Raw genomic sequence first — 18,720 nt, forward strand, 5'->3', positions numbered from 1 at the left:
GATTGAGGTTAGCTATAGCTGAGGAGAGATGAGCATGTCGTTGACAGATCAGACAAAAAAGGGATATTTCGGTGAGTTCGGAGGAAGCTTTGTACCTCCACAGTTGCAGGAAGTATTGGATTATTTGGCTGAGCAATTTGAAAGGTATCAAGATGATGAGGAATTTATTGAGGAGTACAAATATTATCTGAAGGAATATATAGGGCGGGAAAATCCGTTGACGTATGCTCGTCATTTAACGGAAAAACTCGGCGGTGCCAAGATTTATTTAAAACGGGAAGACTTAAACCATACCGGTGCCCACAAGATCAATAATGTAATCGGTCAAATCCTGCTGGCAAAGCGGATGGGTGCACAGCGCATTATTGCCGAGACGGGTGCAGGACAGCATGGGGTTGCTACCGCGACTGTTTGCGCGATGTTTGGCATGGAATGCGTGATCTATATGGGCGCGGAGGATACGAAACGACAAGCCTTAAATGTGTTTCGGATGGAGCTATTAGGGGCAAAAGTAGTAGCGGTGTCCAAAGGACAAGGAAGATTGAAGGATGCGGTCGATGAAGCGCTGAATGATTTGGTTCAGAACTATCAGGACACGTTCTATCTATTGGGATCTGCGGTGGGTCCGCATCCGTTTCCTACGATGGTAAAGTATTTCCAATCGATTATCAGTGAAGAATCCAAGCGACAAATCTTAGAAAAAGAAGGTCGGTTGCCGGATGCGGTCATCGCAGCTGTTGGCGGTGGCAGTAACGCGATTGGGGCTTTTGCCCATTATATAGAGGAACCATCTGTACGTCTGATTGGTGTTGAGCCAGATCAAGCGCCTACCTTGACCAAAGGGGTTCCAGCCGTCCTGCATGGGTTTAAATGTCTCGTGTTGCTGGATGAAAATGGGGAACCTCAGAAAACGTATTCGATTGCTGCCGGATTGGACTATCCTGGAATTGGCCCAGAGCATAGCCAGCTGAAAGTGAGTGGACGAGCGGAATATTACACGGTGACGAATGAAGAAGTGCTGGCGGCTTTTCATGAATTATCGAGAACAGAGGGGATTATTCCTGCCTTGGAAAGCGCTCATGCCATTGCATATGCCTTGCAGTTGGCCCCGACTCTTTCACCGGAGCAGATATTAATTGTCAACCTTTCAGGACGAGGTGACAAAGACGTAGAGCAAGTTTTCCATCTGTTAAATAAATAAAAAGATGCAGAGGCTATCCCGAAGGATGATTTTCCACTGGAGGGATAGTCTCTTTTTCATGCATTGACTGTGATTTTCATTATGGTTGTATATTTTTCAGTGAAACTTTAGTATTATTTTTTGAGGGTTCCAAATAATAGTGGTTTAATCTTACATCATACAAGTTCATGTATGAGATTGGAGATAATAATGAAGAAAAACATTTACTTTAACCATGATGGTGGCGTTGATGATTTAATTTCGTTGTTTTTGCTGCTCCAAATGGACAATGTGAATCTGACGGGAGTATCCGTCATTCCAGCGGATTGCTACTTGGAACCGGCGATGTTTGCCAGCCGCAAAATTATTGATCGTTTCGGTAAGGGCGGCTTGGATGTAGCAGAGTCCAATTCCCGCGGAAAAAATCCTTTTCCAAAAGACTGGCGCATGCATGCGTTCTATGTAGACGCACTGCCCTTGCTCAATGAATCGGGTGAGGTCGTTACGCCAGTAGCGGACAAGCCGGCACATCTTCACATGATTGAAACGCTGCGTGCAACGGAAGGAAAAACGACCTTGCTGTTTACCGGTCCTTTGACTGACCTTGCGCGTGCATTGGATATCGATCCTACGATTGAAGAAAAAATAGAACGCCTGGTGTGGATGGGCGGTACATTCCGTGAAGAAGGAAATGTGCATGAGCCTGAGCATGATGGTACAGCAGAGTGGAACGTATTCTGGGACCCGGAAGCAGCTGCTCGTGTATGGGAAAGCGGAATCGAGATTGATTTGGTCGCACTGGAGAGCACGAATCAAGTACCACTGACACTGGATGTGCGTGAGCGCTGGGCGAAAGCACGCAAGCATATCGGTGTGGATTTCCTCGGTCAATGCTATGCGATGGTGCCGCCGCTTGTACACTTCTCGACCAACTCGACTTACTATCTGTGGGATGTATTAACCACAGCGTTTGTTGGCAATAGTGATCTTGTAAAGGTGCAAACGGTTAACAGCATTGTCATTACCGACGGTGCAAGTCAAGGCCGCACGGTTGAAACGGCTGACGGACGCCCGGTACATGTCGTCTATGACGTGGACCGTGATGCATTCTTTAATTACATGACAGAATTAGCGAAAAAAGCGATCTAGAACAAAGTAAGTCATCTTGGATATCGACACAGCTGGCGATACAGAAAGGATAAGTACATGCAATACATTTGGGGAGTTCTCGGCATCCTGGGCATTTTTTTGATAGCCATTGCGTTTTCGAAAAATCGGAGAGCGATTAATCCGAGAACGGTCATTGGTGCGTTTGCGATTCAGTTTATTTTTGCATTGATCGTTTTAAAATGGGATTTTGGGAAAAAGCTTCTGGAGTACTTGGCGTCGATCGTACAAAGCATGATTGATTCGACGAATGCCGGAATCCAGTTCTTGTTTGGCGGGATACTGGGTGCACAAAATGCAGGCTTTACGTTCGCCCTGCAAGTATTGCCGATTATTATTTTCTTCTCTTCCTTGATTTCGGTCCTGTATTACCTTGGAATTATGCAGTGGGCTACGAAAATCATCGGTGGATTTTTGTCTCGTGTACTCAAAACGAGCGAAACCGAATCCATGTCAGCCTCTGCAAATATTTTCTTGGGTCCGATTGAGGCGCCACTTGTCGTTAAGCCGTATATCGAGAAAATGACCAGGTCAGAGCTGTTTGCTGTCATGACAGGTGGACTGGCGTGCGTTTCGGGTTCGGTTATCGGCGGGTATGCGATGCTGGGTGTTCCGATTGAGTATTTGCTGGCCGCAGCATTCATGGGAGCACCGGGCGGTCTGTTGCTCGCGAAAATTATGATGCCGGAAACAGAGCAGCCACACAGAATAGAACGTGTAGAAGTCATGAAAGATACGGAGTCCAGAAACGTCATCGATGCGGCTGCTCGCGGAGCTACGGACGGGTTAAAAGTGGCTGCTGGTGTCGGTGCACTCTTGCTCGCGTTTATCTCGCTGATTTTCTTGCTGAACTCGATTATTGGCTGGTTTGGCGGGTTAGTGGGATTCGAAGCGCTGACGCTTGAGCACATTTTAGGCTACCTGTTTGCACCGATTGCCTTTATGATCGGTGTTCCATGGGAGGAAGCTCTCAAAGCGGGCTCTTTCATCGGTCAAAAGATTGTACTCAACGAATTTGTAGCCTACACGGCTTTTGCACCTGAGATTGTGAATTTGTCCCCAAAAAGCGTTGTGATCATCAGCTTCGCCCTTTGCGGCTTTGCCAATCTGGCTGCGCTGGCTATGGTCATTGGCGGCTTGGGTGGTTTTGCACCGTCAAGAAGATCCGACCTTGCGGAGATGGGCTTGCGTGCGGTGGTTGCAGCAACATTGGCGAACCTGTTGAGCGCAGCGATTGCGGGAATGCTCATTTAAATGAAAAGCAGATAGTAGGTATGGAGGCAAGCTTCCATACCTTTTTTGTATGGTGAGAAATGTTGCAGCGATTGGATAAGGAGGAAAAGTGGTCGTGTTGGAAAAAATAAGTAGTTAATATGGCATTATCCCCAAGCATAACAAAGAGACAGTGAAAAACATGATCGGGCAAAGGAATCGTCGATAAAAGAGGACTACCAAAAAGGAAGGGGATGAAATCCATAAACGAGCTGCAAGTAGACAATTGGGTATCACTTGATCTGGAGAAGAAAAAAGAATGGCTCAAGTCCTTTGAAGGCTATAGAGGACATGCCTTTACATTAAAAAATGTGGAAATCGGCATCTTTGAGCTGGACGGCTGTGAGTATGTATTCGTACCAGGCAGCAAAGTCAGATTGGGATGGAATCAGGTAGTGGAACAAGATGAGTTCATTCGAGCTGCCTTGCAGATTGAGCTTGAGATCGCTGGATTTGAACAGGATGTCCTCGATTATCTATCAACCGTATTCTCGCCAGTAAGAGAAGCAGAGAGTGCAGCAAGCAATGCGGATGGGCGCTTGGTTAACTACAGGGAGATAATCAAGGAGTTCAACCAGCAAGGCTTCTCGCTGCTGACAGAGGATGAATGGGAGTACGTGTGCGGGGGAGGAACAAAGAGAATTTTCAATGAGCAGCTTGATCCGTGCCTGCTAGAGGATATATGTAAGCAAAGGCGGTATTACACAAACGCAAACCTGGAGAAACCGAATAGCTTTGGCTTGTATATCGCGTACGATCCCTATATGTATGAGCTGGTAAACTCCCGGTGCTATGCAAAAGGAGGGGATGGGGGAGCAGCCACACATGGAGGATATTACAAAAATGGCATAGCACCGATGCTTTCGGGAGTCAAGTGCAAATCCACACGAAGAAACATATGAATGCCCTCCACAAAATGGAGGGCATATTGATCGTTTTGGCCAGTGAATAGCTAATGGTTGTGCACAGTAAAGGCTAGGGGCAAGAATTAGATTGTGCACTGGCAATAATATGCGTTTTATGAAATAGAAACGCGTTTGCATATTCCGAATTGACTGGCGGCTTGTGTTTGTTGATGAGCGCGGCTTCTACCCAGACACAGTAGGCATCTTCAACGGGGGCAGTCCTCTGTGTAGCAGAAAATATCCACATATGGTAATATGGAAAAAGGGGCTTTCTATATTATGGAAATATGGAAAGGAGTATTGCCTTTTGGAAACGGAAAGAATAGTACTTTATGGTGGGATCTACGGACTATGTTTGTCGGTTGTCTTAAGCTTGATTTCAAGCATCGGTACTGCTCCCATTTTACTTTCGGGAGGAAACCTGTTAAACGTATTCCTTTGGATGTTTCTCACTAGTTTTATTCCTTTTACTGTTATTTATGCTCTATTAGCAAAGAAATTAAGTAATATAAGTGGAAAAAGACTTTGGTTATTGGCAGCTATAACTGCTTTTATAATCGTTCTTCTTGCTGGGTCTTTAGGTGCAGTGATAGTAGAATCTTATCAAAGCGGTTATGAAAAAGTGAATATTCTTGGATTTGTTTATGCTGCGCCTGTTTATTCCCTTATCCTCCTTCCAATCACTTGTCCAATAATTGTATTAACATTTACAATATGGAAGAGTATTAAAGAGTCATATAAACTAAAATGATATGTAGACATCAAGAATATAAAAATCAAGCCCTATCTTATCGATAGGGCTGCTCGTTTTTTTGTAGTTCTACCTTTTGTAGAATGCACGAAAGCATTGAAATAATAGCATCGTATTGTTTTTCTTTTTCAAAAAGTTCTTCATATCTCTTCCTCGGTAATGTAATATTTTCGCTTTTTATACAATTACACATTGTAGCTCCTCCTTTCTTTTATTGGTCCAATGCGTTGTTATAAGAACAATTCCTTTATTGCAGAGGAGTTAGTTCTATTTTTATAGGAAATAAAAAGAATTGAAAAACAACTATTTTTGGAGAGTTCCACAAAAAGTTATTTATTATTGAAAAATAAACTTGGAAATATGGTTGTAAAAACGTATCTAATTTTCCCTTTATTGTTGAAGAGAAAGACGAGAAGGATTCGGAGTGTAAGGGGGATACATTTCGTGTCTGATCCCCACAGTCTTTCTCCCAAATCGATAATAGGGAGAGAAATTAAATGGCTAGAATGGTGAAATTTAGATTTGCAACTTTTATTCCGCATGATTGGGTACTGGCATATGCATATCCAGTTGGTGATGATTCTTGTTCAGTGTTCTATAAGGGAGATAACCGAGAGGCATCTCCAACGGGAACATATCGGACAGCACAAGAGATATGGGTTGACTTCGACCGCCGCACGATTACACCATACAAAAATACTGGGGTTACCCACCAGAAAGTCGAATGCTCAAACGGACAAAATAGCACAGATCAAGGTCAAATTCCTAATAGTTGCTTGGAATATAAATGGGAATTTTGGGGCGCCAGTTATGTAAAGTTTAGGCTGGTGTGTGCGTGCGGCAATCCTTTAGAGCCTATGGCACCAGGAATCGATTATGTGTTAGATGTTACAGTGTGGAGTAATGGTGCAGTAGAGGTAAGTGGCGAACATGATGGATTCCCTGCATACGAAATGTATAAACAGGTAGATAATGGTCAATGGCAAAGATTGTTTCTACACGATCCACGAGAGACTGGTGAATATTTGCAAGATTTAGCTCCTCCAATGGATCATAAAATTTATGTAGATAACTAATTCTGATAAAATGGCTGTCCCAAAAGATATGAAAATGGTCTAGGGATAGCCATTCTTTATCGCCTCGTAGGTCACAATTGGAGTTAATTCTTTTCGCATGCTTCCAAATAACACACTTATTTATAGTCTAACTTTGGCAGTCTCTTTTACAAAAATGGTTGCGTTTTACCTTCTATATTTACCTAGTAAGGAGGAGGGTGATGAGTATGAGTGATGAAATAATGATAGAAAAGTGTAGAAAGGTTTTACGGAGGATTGCATGGCGTTTGCAATATCAAGTAAAGAAGCTTTCCACTCGAGAACTTCCGATCATAGAAAATATCTGTGGACAGAATCTAATGTCTTCTGTAGATTCTAAGTTGCATGTTGAAGAAATCTTGAATTCCCTTCCATCTAAAGCAAGATTCATTATTGAGCAAGTAGTGATTAATGAAGTTCCAGAAGAAATAGTCGCACAGCATTTAGGTATATCACAACAAGGAGTAAACAAAAACAAACGCAAATATTTGGGAATTCTTCGAAAAAAATTAGAATCTAAACCGGAAAGTAGTTAAATCGTTGGCCCCTCCAATTTGGAGGGGTTTTTTGCATTCTTCAAATTCTTTATCCGTTATTTCTAGAATGCAATCTGGCTGATCGTTTTTGGGGCTTCCGACCATTGCAAACGGGTGCCATTGCTTAATTTTACAATATTTGGGCAATGGTACGATGAAGGGTATCTTTAATTATCAGGCTTGGGATTAAAATATGGTCGTTAGATCTGCTGAACATGTTACCCAACCACCAAAATACACCGTTACCTGTAAAAGCCGACCTATGTTACTATGATGGGTATGATCAATCATAGGCATCTGGAATGGGGAAAACATCTTGAAAACATTTAAGAAAGTTTATATAGAAATTACCAGCGTTTGCAATCTCGCCTGTACCTTTTGCCCGCCGACAGAGCGCAGTAAAAGCTTCATTAAAGTAGAAGACTTTGCGAAAAGACTGGATGAGATCAAGCCGCACACCGATTACATCTATCTGCACGTCAAAGGGGAACCGCTTCTCCATCCGAAAATCGACGAGCTGCTTGATATCAGCCACGAGAAAGGCTTCAAGGTCAATATCACCACGAACGGGACACTGATCGCGAAAAATCGGCATAAATTACTAGGCAAGCCTGCGCTGAGACAAATGAACTTTTCACTGCACAGCTTTGATGGACATATCGGCTCAACCAACCGTGAAGGATATTTGCGGGAAATTCTTTCATTTGTTCGGGAAGCCCAGGAGCATCAAGTGATTTTTTCCTTCCGTCTGTGGAATTTGACGCAGGACAATGCCACGAACATTCAAAAGAGTAGAAACCGCCAGACGCTCGAAATGATTGAGAAAGAATTCGGACTGGATTATAAAATCGAAGAAAAGGTAATGCCGGGCAGCGGGGTAAAAATCGATGACCGCGTCTATTTGAACCAAGATTATGAATTCCAGTGGCCGAGTCTGACGGCGCCTGAGGATGATGGGAAAGGATTTTGTCACGGGCTTCGCACCCAGGCGGCGATTCTCGAAAATGGAACGGTTGTGCCCTGTTGTCTCGATGGAGAAGGCGTTATCAATCTAGGGAATATTCATCAGACCTCTTTCTCTGACATCGTGGATGGCGAGCGGGCCAATAACTTGGTTGATGGATTTTCTCGCAGGGAAGCTGTCGAGGAATTATGCAGAAGATGTGGGTACCGCCAGAGGTTTGGAGCGTAGCAAAGGCAAAACGTCCGAGGAACACGATTCGGACGTTTTCTTCATCATGTGCACGATACTACAAGCAACGGCGGCAGCGACAGCGGATGAAACAAAACCGACAGTGGCGGTGATGAGGGCGGAAGAAGCGACAGAAACCGCAACGACGACGGCGGCGACGGATACACTGATCTCGGTCGCGGCTAAAACTTTTGTCGCTGTCTCTATCCATATCCCCTTCCATGTCTTCGTCACACTCTCTTGCTTTCATTCTGCGTTCATTACGACCACCACGAGACATAGATCCACCTCTTTGTTGTTGATACGATATTTTATGAAGGCTGCTTGGACATGACTGGACGAACTATCGGGGAGATAAGCTTGTTTTATAAACCAAAAAAGATAGCCGAACTCTTAGCTAAAAGGAGCTAATGAGCACAGCTATCTTTTTTGTCTGAACAATTGACGGAATTATCTATCTGTTGAGAGTCGCTTGTGATAGCATTGCTAGTATAAATAGCAAGCAAGGGCCAGGGGGGGAAATATGAAAACCTATTTCGGTAAGGCAAGAGAGAAGTCTTCCGTATCGCATCAGGATGTACGAATGCCGGATTCGAACAAGAGCGTCCCTATACAAAGAGCTGTTCGTGAAACCAATATCCCGCTTTCTTCCGGACACATTCTGCAATTACAAAGCAAAATCGGGAACAGTGCGATAGTACAGCTGATGAACGCACAGACTAGGGTAGGCAAGCGTAAAATGCTGTCCGAACCCCAAGACATTCCTCTACAAGCAAAACCCACGGCAAATTTCACGTCACAAATCCCCATTCAGATGGTAAGAGCTGAAATGCCTTATGTATTTTCAGGTGATACCGTAACCCCTCAGCAATTAATGGATTACTTGGGACAAATCGACGAACAAATCACGTCTCTCGATGAAACAGAGACGGCCAGGACTGATAAGATAGATCAATGGCGCCAGCGTTTTATAGACATGCACTCCCATTTGATCACCGAAATCACAAATCAGGGAAATAACGCTCCTTCCTTTTATTCGGAAGAAGTCGATAAGATTAAGTTACGCGATACTACGATTAGAAATTATTTCTACTCGGCTGCTATTGCGCTTAACAACATGCGTGGTGAACTGAACACGTCTTTGCAGGCGTATAACTCCATGATGGAAAATCAACGGGAGCTGGATGCCTATAAGAAGCAACGCCAGCAGGCTTCTTATGCCGAACCGCAACGTGCCGGTCTCATTACGGAATGGGATAAAAATTTTGCTTACTTGTACCGTCGAATGTCGGTTGACGAATATAAAAAAATTGGCAGCGGTAAAAAGAAGCTCGAACAAGTCACAGCCACCGATAACAGCCGTAAGTGGCTCTCCACGAGCTCTTCGCATTCCTTTGCGTTTTCAAACGAAAATGTGACCCAATCGGGATCGGACGTGACCGAAATGATCGTTCGATTGAAAGTAGATCGCAAAAAATTAACAAGCATTCTGAAAAAGCTCTTCCCTGCCTATAAAACGGATTCGTATAAACCTAAGAACAAGGACAAGGTGCTTATCCATCAGGAATTACTGGCACAAGGGAAGAACGCAAACACATCGACGACGGAAGAGCTTGAGCTAATTTTTGCGAACAACGAGCATTTTAATTTAGGCTTTTCCTCCGAAACGATTAAACTATTGGATGACGCAATCGTAGAGATTACCACCATGTCAGTACAGTAACTCAAGTCTTCCTCTCCTCAATAGCTTGTAACTCCAGCTCTCGTATTTTTCTCACACGCCCGATCACCATCCCGAGAATCGCAACAAGTATGCCAGAGAGAACAAACAGAAAACCAATTCCTCTGCCAGGACCCGTTCCGATGATATGCCCGACAGTTTGCCCCAACAATCGATCCGGATAAAATAGCGGGTTGAATACATGATCCGCCAAAAATCCCGCCGATCCAAATGCCAGAATGAACCCGATTTGAGAAATGGCCGTGATCATCGACCATACTCTGCCTTGCCGTTCATTGTCGACATTCGTTCGAATGAGAACCTCCAGGCTCGTGTTCACAAAGGGAAGGGTGATGAAAAAGAGGAAGCCAAAAACAATGATTAGCCAAACAGAGGTGAATACACCCATTAGGGCATAAAACAAACCGGCTAATGCGAGAAATAAGGACAGCATGAAAACCTTGCTCTTCCCCAAACCGAACAGGCCGATCAAAAGGCTGCTCGCGAGCATTCCCGAAGCGGATAAGGAGAGGGCAATACCGAGCGTCTTGGAATCAGTCAAGGTTAGCATCATCGGCCCAAACAACGATTGCAGCAGCCCGATGTAAAAGCAAACGACGGACATTAACAGAACCAGCGAGAAAACGCCTTTCTTTGAAAGGAGATAGCGGAAGGCCTCAGACATTTCGCGAAAAAAGTTTTGTTTTTCATGCTTCTGGTCAGTGACATCGTGTTTCATAATCATTAACACGGCTCCGACAGCTAGGAGGAAGGTAATGATATCGATGAGTAACACGAGCTTGATATCAAATACAGTGAGAAGAAACCCGGCAATCAGCGGAGAAATCAGGTATTGAGCCGAGCTCGCCAGTTGGATGAGCCCGCTTGCCTGCGAGTACATCTCTTCCGATACCAGATCAGAGACGGCGGCTTTAAAGGCTGGGTTTAGAAGAGCGGCAGAGATCGAGCTGATGGCGACCCCCACATAGATGTGCCATAATTCCATATGACCTGATAGCATGACAAGTAAAATGAACATAATACCGGCAATCGAACCGATATCGCCAATGATCATCATCTTCTTGCGGTCAAATCTGTCTGCAAGCACTCCACTTATGGGAAGCAAAAGGAATGAGGGGAGAAAAGAGAAGAGAATGATCAAAGAATAACTCATGGTTGATTGGGTCTTTTGAAAAACGAAGACACCCAATGCAAATGCGGTAAGCCCACTACCGATAGCAGAAAACAGCTGACCCAGCCACATGATCAAGAATCTGCGAAAGGCTTTATCCATTACAGAAATGAAAAGGAACCCGGAGGAGCTCCTAGTGACCTTTCAATAATCACCTGCATAGACTGTAGCCGCTTTAGCTGTTCGTCTTGATCCCAATGAAAAATGTCTGATTCCAGTAGAAATTGCGAACCAGCCAGGAGAAACTGTACGGTCTCCAAGGCATTCTCCACATGAAAGACAGATTCTTTATTCCCTTGTTCAATGACTTGCGCGAGGACAGGGGCGATTTTTAGGATAATGGCGATGTTCAGACGTTCGTGGAGCTCTCTGTTTTCCAGGCGATGCAAGCTTTCCATCCATTCGTTTTGTTTGTCGATCACATGGCTTTGGCTCCGCAGCATCAGACGGACCTTATCCATTACGCCTAAGCTAGGGTCATCTGCAATTTTTTTATACTGTTCACAAAGCGTATCGACCATCGATTGGACAAATGCTTCGAGGATCTCTTCCTTCGATTTGAAGTAGTAATAAAACGTGCCTTTCGCTACGCCTACCTTTTGGATGATCGCATCCACGGTTGTATGGACATATCCTTGGCTGCGAAATAGCTCTCCGGCAGCTTCCACGATTTCTGCTCGACGTGTTGTGGGGTCCTTTACGATTCGCTTCATCGGCGCCTCCTTCGCTGTCAGTAGTTGTTGGATACAGATTATCATATGACTGACCGTCAGTCTATATGTAGGTGAGAGAAGACAAGCCACGCGTCAATCTTTCGAAAGACGCGTCATGATCTCGCCCCATGGAGCCTCACCAATCACCTGGAAGCCTAATTTTTCGTAAAGGCTGGCAACGGCGTGGTTGTCTGGATGGTAGGCAACGATAATATCTGTCGTATCGGGCTTCGCTTTTATTTTTTGAATGACTTGCCGCATCGTCTCGGCTCCGTAGCCTTTTCGTTGATACTGGGCATCGATCATCAATCGATAAATCCAGTACTGAGAATCGTCTGGGTCTTTCCCGAACATGACAAAGCCCACCATATCTTGATCGTTGTACACAGCTAGCTTTTCAAAGCCGGGTAAAAATTGGGATTGAGCGATGGAGTACAGGTTCGAGGCTACAAATTCCTTTTGATCATCAGCGGGTTGCAGTTCAATACATTCTTCCCAGTTTTCTGAAGTGATTTCCTTTAGTGTAAGGTTCAAAATCGTTTCCCTTCTTTCGTGTAAATGAATTCATTATCCATAATTTTACATGTACGTCTACTATTTTTAAACAAAAAAAAGAGGAGTCATAGCTCCTCTTTTCGTTATAATTTCTCCGCGATAATCGTGAAGGTTTTCGGGATTCCTTTATCAAAGACTTCCGATGAGAGATTCGGGAGCTCTTCCAGCATCTTCAGACACAGCCCTTGGCTTGCAACGGACGTGACAATTTCTCCTAGTGTCCAATGACGCAACAACACTTTTTGTCCGGCGTCATTCATTCCTGAAAGGAATTTGGAGAAAGCGATATCCTTTTCCTCAAGCGAATTGTTGAAATAATCTCCTGTTACTTTATGCTTGCGGATATTGGCAGTCGTTCCGCGCGAGGAGATGAGTTTTGTGGATACCGGATGGAAATCCTGCAGGACGAGCACGCCTCCCTTTCGCAGCAGGGAGTTGACCACCTGGAATAATTCAGTTAGATCCAAGAAGTAATGAAGAATACCGAACTCCATAAATACGATATCGTAATCACCGGACAATACATATGAAGGTAATTGCAAGACATCAGAAACGATGTAAGATAGATCAACATCAGCTGCGGCTGCCAGTTCTTTTGCGTACTGCTCATTCTCATGAGAGAAATCAGCGATCGTAACATCAGCGCCAAGTAAAGCGAGTGCAACGGCTTTGTTTCCATTTGAACCAAGTAAATTGATGATTTTCTTTCCGCGTATATCCCCCATATGCTCATATACTTTACCAATTCGTTTGTGGGGGGCTTCCATTATTTTAATCGCTGCCTCAGCAGGAGTTCCAAACCGTTGTAGCCACGCTTGATAGGCTCCCGTGTTCCAAGCCGTTTTATTTAGTTGAGCAGTTTCCACAAATTCCCCTCCATACACTTTTCCCATTCCAATGCTTGGCTTCGCTATTACGGTGGCGAGGCCATAGCAGAATTTATCATAACAGCCGAGAAGACTCCCACTTCTAAGCCTTGCATAGCTTGGCGAAAGTGGGGGATGAATCGGCGTTGCGAAGGAAGGACCTCTGCTTTTTGGGTTGTTCCCGCAATCTTTTTGTAGAACATACGTTCCTTCTGTGGTAAACTTTTCATGGGAGGAGGTGAATCAGGATGCTACGTAAAAAAGCGTTCCAATTTCGCATTTTTCCCAATCAGGAACAAGCAGTACTCATCGCGAAAACATTGGGTTGCAGTCGGTTTGTGTTCAATCGATTTCTTGCACGTTGGAACGAAACCTACAAACAAACGGGCAAGGGGTTAACCTACCATTCTTGTGCTGCTCAACTGCCACCGTTAAAAAAGGAACTGCCTTGGCTCCAAGAAGTAGACAGCACCGCCCTTCAATCCTCCCTCGACAACCTCGCAGATGCTTTCACCCGATTTTTCAAGAAACAAAATGAAGCGCCGCGTTTTAAAAGCAAGAAGAATATCGTTAAGTCCTATACCACGAAACATACAAATGGAAACATCCGAATCAACGGGAACCACATCAAGCTGCCGAAACTTGGCTGGGTGACATTCGCAAAATCCCGAGAAGTAGAAGGTCGGATTCTAAACGAAACGGTTAGACGGAATCCAAGCGGGAAATATTTTGTTTCGGTGCTTTGTGAGGTACCTTACTCTTCGTATATTCCTGTAGACAAAGAGAAAACCATTGGCATCGACCTGGGTCTCAAAGAATTTGCTACGTTTTCCACGGGGGAAAAGATCAGAAATCCCAAGTACCTTCGTCGGTATGAAAAGAAACTGATTCAGTGGCAAAGGAGGCTGGCCCACAGGCAAAAAGGCGGGAAAAATTATGAAAAAGCGAGAAGAAAAGTAGCGATCTGGCATGAAAAAGTAGCCAACACCCGAAATGACTTCCTGCATAAACTGTCCACCAAGCTGATTCGCGAAAACAAAGTGATCTGTTTGGAGGACTTGCAAGTAAACCACCTGATCAAGAATCACAAGCTGGCGAAAAGCATTGCAGATGCGTCATGGTCCACTTTTCGCGCCATGCTGACTTACAAAGCCGAATGGTATGGACGAACGCTCTCCTTTGTCGGTAAACAATTTCCTTCCAGCCAACTTTGCTCCACACCAAACTGCGGGAACCGCAACAAAGATGTCAAGAATCTGAACTTGCGAGAGTGGACATGCTCGAACTGCGGGACACGGCATGACCGTGACGAGAATGCCGCGATCAATATTGAGCGAGAAGGACTTCGTTTGTTGTGTGAAACAACTTAACTGTCGGGACGACAGGGATAGCTTGGCGCAATTCACTTCAGTAGAGGTGACTACCCAAGAATCCCCCACCTCTAAGCAATAGCGTAGGTGGAGGGAGTGTTCAATCTACTTACACAATGGATACATGTCTATATGTTTTCGCGTGTGAGAATATGTGATTTTAGCCGATATTTGGAAGGTTGTTCATCTTGGCTTTTATGGCGGATATCATGTGAGTCGATTCTTATCGGAACACTGTGCGCAAAATTTCTACATTTCTAGCGGAATAACGATAATAGACAGTTTGTGTGAGAAAAACAGGCCTGCCTGAAGTGTAAAGTGACAAGGGTTAATGGGAATTGTGTCGAAAGATGCTTACTATGATAAAGATACGATCCAAAAACTCGCAGAGTACAGCCGGGTTCATCTTGAAGTATACGTTGATTACTCTGTTGTTCCTTGCTTTTTTACTTGGCCTCCGGTGGATGTGGTTTTCGGCCAATAAGATCCCGGAGCATCCGAAAGCAGTTCAAGGCGTCCTTGACATGCGCGGGTGGGACTTCGAAAACTCTCCGTCCATTTCGTTAGACGGAGAGTGGGAGTTTTTTCCGGGATTATTTATGGGGCATGAGGACTTTAAGCAATCATTGAGTGCCAAACGACAATATGTCCAGGTGCCTGGTGATTGGAGAAGTGCTTTCCCAGAGGACTCCTCCTCATCATATGGCTATGGAACCTATCGACTAAGGATCTTGGTCGATCAACCGCTACAGTATCCATACACCGTCTGGGTTCCACAGGTGGAGGCATCTTCCACCGTTGAGATTAACGGAGAAATTCTAGCTAAAGTCGGGGTGCCTGAGGCCACAGAGGAAGCGTATACACCGCGGAAGCAATCCTTTACGGCTACGTACAATGTAAAAGATCCAGAGGTCATTGAAGTGCTTGTCCGCACTGCCAATTTTCATAATCCACTTGAAGGGGGTATCGTCAGATCGCTTTATTTCGGGTCGCAGGCAGCTATTGATACCGAGCGTTGGTATTCCATCGGCTTCCAGCTGGCCACCTTCTTAATCCTTGTGCTACATGGCTTGTATGCTGGCATTTTGTATATTTTTAATCCCCGTTACAAAGAGTTTCTGGTGTTTTTTTTGTTGCTTTTTTGCGTGGGGATCGAGATTGTTTCGGATTATGACAACCTGGTGTTGCTTTGGCTCCCGATCGACTATACATGGGCGATAAAGGTGGAAGTTCTCGCCTACATATGGCAACCTCTGCTCATGATCTTATTGGTCAGAAGCTTATCTGAACAAGCGGAGAAAGAATACTCCAAACCGTTTAGAGCGTATCTTTCCATACTTAGTCTTTACTCGGTTTCCATCGTACTGGGGACGGCTCAATGGGTGTATGTATTAGCTGGAACGCCATTTTTGTTCATTCTTTATTTCGGCCCGTTGTTGCTGTTTGTTTTCAGGATCAGCAGCATGCTCATGCAAAACAAGCATGACGCGGTGTTCTTGCTCATTGCTGCAACGAGTATTTTTTCCAATGTCATGTGGTCCGCAATGATGGAATATCGAATCATAAATATCAGGTACGTGTATTATCCGCTCGATCTGATTGCTGCTCTTGTCTGTTTTTCTGCCTATTGGTTCAAGCGATTCTTCCGCAATTCAGAAGAAAAGGCAAAGCTGACGGAGCAATTGAAAGTAGCCGACAAGCTCAAAGACCAGTTTCTCGCCCATACTTCTCACGAGCTGAGGACGCCATTGCACGGCATTATGAATATTGCACAGACCGTCGTCAACAATGAGAAGAATGTCATGGCCGGCCACAGCACACAGGACATGGAGCTGCTTATTACCATCAGCCGCAGAATGTCGCATTTGCTGGATGATTTGCTAGACGTCGTGCGGTTGCAGGACAAGCATATCGTGTTGCAGAAGAAGCCGCTGCATATCCAATCGGTTGTTTCGGGTATCATCAGCATGCTCACCTATATGGTAGAGGGCAAGCCTGTACAATTAAAAACGGACATTCCGGATTCCATCCCGCCGATCTTGGCAGACGAAAAGCGGTTAGTCCAAATCTTGTTCAATCTCATCCACAACGCACTGAAATTCACCGATGAAGGCTCTGTCACCGTTTCGGCCGAGGTCGTGGACGGACAGGTAGCGATTTATGTATCCGATACGGGAATCGGGATGGATGCCACAACCAAGGCCAGGATGTTCCTTCCGTATGAGCAGGGAGCACAAGCGACCAACGAGGGAGGGGGAATCGGCCTCGGCCTCGCTATCTGCACACAGCTGGTAGAACTGCATGGCAGCGAGCTTGGTGTCGAATCTGAACCGGGCAAAGGATCAGTATTTCACTTCAGGCTGCCGGTGGTGTATACAGATGAAATGACAGTAGCAGAGAGCCAGTATGCAGAGCAGATTGACATGAGCAATCAAATGGCGTCGATCATTAAGATCAGGCAGAGTGAATCTCCTGATGCTTGGACGATCCAGCAAACAGCAGCGCATGCGTATGTGGAGAAGAAGGCGAACATCTTAGCGATTGATGACGACCCGGTTAACCTGAGGGTGCTGGATCGAATGCTCTCCTCCTCTCACTACCAAATCACGACGTGTACATCGCCCATAGACGCACTCGATTTGCTATTTACGGAGCAATGGGACTTGCTCATCATTGATGTCATGATGCCGCATATGTCTGGCTACGAGCTGACGCAAAAGGTAAGGGAGCATTTCTCTGTTTCTGAGCTCCCGATCTTGCTCTTAACCGCGCGAAGCCAGTCAGAGGATGTATACACCGGGTATTTGTCTGGGGCAAATGACTATGTCTGCAAACCGGTAGATGGAATGGAGCTGAAATACCGCGTCTGGTCTTTGACGACGCTCAAGCAAACAGTCGATGAGCGACTGCGCATGGAGGCTGCCTACTTGCAGGCGCAGATCCACCCGCATTTCTTGTTCAACACGCTCAGCTCGATTATGGCACTGAGTGACATTGATACGGAGAAGATGCGTAAACTCGGGGATGCGTTTACCGCCTTTTTGCATATTAGCTTCGACTTTTTGAATACGGGCAAACAAGTCGCGCTCACCCATGAGTTGGAGCTGGTTCAAGCCTATCTTTACATTGAAAAGGAACGGTTTGGGGAGCGGTTATCGATTGAGTGGGAGGTTGATCCTGATATTGATCTGCTGATCCCGCCGCTGACCATTCAGCCGTTGGTTGAAAATGCGATCAATCATGGGCTTCTGACTCGATTAGAGGGAGGAACTCTTCATATCCGCATCGTCCGGCAAAACAACGCCACGCTTTTTGAGGTGGGGGATGACGGTATCGGGATGGAGGAAGCGCTTGTCCGGCAAATTCTCGATGTATCGAAGAAGGAAAGAGGCGGCATCGGGGTCTCTAACACGAATCGAAGACTGACGCAATTGTACGGGAAGGGCTTGTCCATTACGAGCAAGCCGGGCGAAGGAACAACGGTTTCCTTTGTGATACCGGATCGACTGTAAATTCGAAACTACTTAAAATGAGGTGAATCGTCGTTATTACTTTTCAATGCACGAAAATGCTTATAGCAGAACTGAAGGTTACTGTGTCTGATAAAGAAAAAATAGCTTCGGAACCTTTATACAGATGGCACGCTCACCTGTTTGTACATCAACGGCGAAAGTGCGTATTGGTGATGAATAACGTAACAAGATACAATTTCGTTATGTATGGATTGAAGAAGGCCGAATTTAACCGTTTTGATCAATTGGTGAAAGAAAAAATCGCAGAGAACCTTCTCGCAGAAGGAATCGGGCAATCACTGGTTGAGAAGTATTTACTGAATGTCGGTGCGGCCGCTTATACGGAAACAAGCGATAGAAGCATTCTTAGTCAAATGAATGACATGATATGGATTGCGCAGGAAGATATGGATAGGAATATGAGGGAGAGCAATGAATTGGGTATTGATGAGGTGAATCGGTTTTTGAATGATTACATCATGACCAAATTACCGCAACTTTTTCCTAGAAAAGCAATGATTGAAGCCTTAGAAAATTTATAGAGCCAAAAGCATCCTCACTTTTACGAGTGAATCAGGATGCTTTTTTTTTGTTCAGATTCAATAAACGAGTAATGAAAAGTTGAAAAACGACAAATGTGTCGTTTATAATGTATTCATTATCAAAAACGACATTCGTGTACATTTTGTGCAAAG

At 44.9% G+C, this 18,720-nt stretch carries 17 protein-coding genes; 13 read left to right on the forward strand and 4 right to left on the reverse strand.

The window, feature by feature from the left end; all coding sequences use genetic code 11:
• The first annotated feature begins 34 nt into the window (after positions 1-34).
• From trpB to AB1L17_RS24835, 10 genes are all read left to right on the forward strand, one after another.
• Positions 35-1,201: a tryptophan synthase subunit beta gene (trpB, locus tag AB1L17_RS24790; RefSeq protein WP_412847781.1), complete on the forward strand. Its 1,167-nt coding sequence runs from the start codon at positions 35-37 to the stop codon at positions 1,199-1,201.
• 189 nt (positions 1,202-1,390) lie between these two features.
• Positions 1,391-2,329, forward strand: coding sequence for a nucleoside hydrolase (locus AB1L17_RS24795; RefSeq protein ID WP_412847782.1), 939 nt, complete (start codon positions 1,391-1,393; stop codon positions 2,327-2,329).
• A gap of 57 nt (positions 2,330-2,386) precedes the next feature.
• Positions 2,387-3,601 carry a NupC/NupG family nucleoside CNT transporter gene (locus AB1L17_RS24800; protein WP_412847783.1) on the forward strand — a complete coding sequence of 405 codons (1,215 nt, stop codon included), beginning with the start codon at positions 2,387-2,389 and terminating at the stop codon, positions 3,599-3,601.
• Between the two features lie 212 nt (positions 3,602-3,813).
• Positions 3,814-4,521 (forward strand): hypothetical protein, encoded by a 708-nt coding sequence (locus AB1L17_RS24805; protein ID WP_412847784.1) that lies wholly within the window; start codon positions 3,814-3,816, stop codon positions 4,519-4,521.
• 310 nt (positions 4,522-4,831) lie between these two features.
• Positions 4,832-5,275 carry a hypothetical protein gene (locus AB1L17_RS24810; RefSeq protein ID WP_412847785.1) on the forward strand — a complete coding sequence of 148 codons (444 nt, stop codon included), beginning with the start codon at positions 4,832-4,834 and terminating at the stop codon, positions 5,273-5,275.
• Positions 5,276-5,772: 497 nt separating this feature from the next.
• Positions 5,773-6,351 carry a DUF3238 domain-containing protein gene (locus AB1L17_RS24815; RefSeq protein ID WP_412847786.1) on the forward strand — a complete coding sequence of 193 codons (579 nt, stop codon included), beginning with the start codon at positions 5,773-5,775 and terminating at the stop codon, positions 6,349-6,351.
• Positions 6,352-6,557: 206 nt separating this feature from the next.
• Positions 6,558-6,905 carry a sigma-70 family RNA polymerase sigma factor gene (locus AB1L17_RS24820; protein WP_412847787.1) on the forward strand — a complete coding sequence of 116 codons (348 nt, stop codon included), beginning with the start codon at positions 6,558-6,560 and terminating at the stop codon, positions 6,903-6,905.
• A gap of 316 nt (positions 6,906-7,221) precedes the next feature.
• Positions 7,222-8,097, forward strand: coding sequence for a radical SAM/SPASM domain-containing protein (locus AB1L17_RS24825; RefSeq protein ID WP_412847788.1), 876 nt, complete (start codon positions 7,222-7,224; stop codon positions 8,095-8,097).
• Between the two features lie 46 nt (positions 8,098-8,143).
• The gene (locus AB1L17_RS24830; RefSeq protein ID WP_412847789.1) at positions 8,144-8,431 is read left to right on the forward strand and encodes a hypothetical protein; all 288 of its coding nucleotides are present in this window, start codon (positions 8,144-8,146) and stop codon (positions 8,429-8,431) included.
• A gap of 189 nt (positions 8,432-8,620) precedes the next feature.
• Complete coding sequence (locus AB1L17_RS24835) at positions 8,621-9,820, forward strand: hypothetical protein (protein WP_412847790.1); 1,200 nt, start codon at positions 8,621-8,623, stop codon at positions 9,818-9,820.
• A gap of 1 nt (position 9,821) precedes the next feature.
• Here the strand turns inward: AB1L17_RS24835 and AB1L17_RS24840 are convergent, their stop codons facing one another.
• From AB1L17_RS24840 to AB1L17_RS24855, 4 genes are all read right to left on the reverse strand, one after another.
• Positions 9,822-11,120, reverse strand: a complete 1,299-nt coding sequence (locus tag AB1L17_RS24840) for an MFS transporter (RefSeq protein WP_412847818.1) — start codon at positions 11,118-11,120, stop codon at positions 9,822-9,824.
• Positions 11,111-11,722, reverse strand: a complete 612-nt coding sequence (locus AB1L17_RS24845) for a TetR/AcrR family transcriptional regulator (RefSeq protein WP_412847791.1) — start codon at positions 11,720-11,722, stop codon at positions 11,111-11,113. The genes AB1L17_RS24840 and AB1L17_RS24845 overlap by 10 nt, the downstream gene beginning before the upstream one ends.
• A gap of 93 nt (positions 11,723-11,815) precedes the next feature.
• A complete protein-coding gene (locus tag AB1L17_RS24850) occupies positions 11,816-12,256 on the reverse strand; it encodes a GNAT family N-acetyltransferase (RefSeq protein WP_412847792.1) in 441 nt (146 codons plus the stop codon).
• Between the two features lie 104 nt (positions 12,257-12,360).
• Complete coding sequence (locus tag AB1L17_RS24855) at positions 12,361-13,143, reverse strand: class I SAM-dependent methyltransferase (RefSeq protein ID WP_412847793.1); 783 nt, start codon at positions 13,141-13,143, stop codon at positions 12,361-12,363.
• 248 nt (positions 13,144-13,391) lie between these two features.
• Here AB1L17_RS24855 and tnpB point away from each other — a divergent pair, with 248 nt between their 5' ends.
• The 3 genes from tnpB to AB1L17_RS24870 all read left to right on the forward strand — a co-directional run bounded on the left by tnpB (position 13,392) and on the right by AB1L17_RS24870 (position 18,567).
• Positions 13,392-14,513: an IS200/IS605 family element RNA-guided endonuclease TnpB gene (tnpB, locus tag AB1L17_RS24860; RefSeq protein ID WP_412847794.1), complete on the forward strand. Its 1,122-nt coding sequence runs from the start codon at positions 13,392-13,394 to the stop codon at positions 14,511-14,513.
• Between the two features lie 350 nt (positions 14,514-14,863).
• Positions 14,864-18,025, forward strand: a complete 3,162-nt coding sequence (locus AB1L17_RS24865; protein ID WP_412847795.1) for a hybrid sensor histidine kinase/response regulator — start codon at positions 14,864-14,866, stop codon at positions 18,023-18,025.
• A gap of 35 nt (positions 18,026-18,060) precedes the next feature.
• Positions 18,061-18,567: a DUF6933 domain-containing protein gene (locus AB1L17_RS24870; RefSeq protein ID WP_412847819.1), complete on the forward strand. Its 507-nt coding sequence runs from the start codon at positions 18,061-18,063 to the stop codon at positions 18,565-18,567.
• The last annotated feature ends 153 nt before the right edge of the window (positions 18,568-18,720 follow it).

The sequence above is a fragment of the Brevibacillus jepli genome (genome assembly GCF_047229145.1).
GTDB lineage: Bacteria > Bacillota > Bacilli > Brevibacillales > Brevibacillaceae > Brevibacillus.

Coding starts and splice junctions, on each gene's coding strand:
- trpB (WP_412847781.1), top strand. CDS start 35: ATGTCGTTGACAGATCAGACAAAAAAGGGATATTTCGGTGAGTTCGGA.
- AB1L17_RS24795 (WP_412847782.1), top strand. CDS start 1,391: ATGAAGAAAAACATTTACTTTAACCATGATGGTGGCGTTGATGATTTA.
- AB1L17_RS24800 (WP_412847783.1), top strand. CDS start 2,387: ATGCAATACATTTGGGGAGTTCTCGGCATCCTGGGCATTTTTTTGATA.
- AB1L17_RS24805 (WP_412847784.1), top strand. CDS start 3,814: ATGAAATCCATAAACGAGCTGCAAGTAGACAATTGGGTATCACTTGAT.
- AB1L17_RS24815 (WP_412847786.1), top strand. CDS start 5,773: ATGGCTAGAATGGTGAAATTTAGATTTGCAACTTTTATTCCGCATGAT.
- AB1L17_RS24820 (WP_412847787.1), top strand. CDS start 6,558: ATGAGTGATGAAATAATGATAGAAAAGTGTAGAAAGGTTTTACGGAGG.
- AB1L17_RS24830 (WP_412847789.1), top strand. CDS start 8,144: ATGTGCACGATACTACAAGCAACGGCGGCAGCGACAGCGGATGAAACA.
- AB1L17_RS24835 (WP_412847790.1), top strand. CDS start 8,621: ATGAAAACCTATTTCGGTAAGGCAAGAGAGAAGTCTTCCGTATCGCAT.
- AB1L17_RS24845 (WP_412847791.1), bottom strand. CDS start 11,722: ATGAAGCGAATCGTAAAGGACCCCACAACACGTCGAGCAGAAATCGTG.
- tnpB (WP_412847794.1), top strand. CDS start 13,392: ATGCTACGTAAAAAAGCGTTCCAATTTCGCATTTTTCCCAATCAGGAA.
- AB1L17_RS24865 (WP_412847795.1), top strand. CDS start 14,864: ATGCTTACTATGATAAAGATACGATCCAAAAACTCGCAGAGTACAGCC.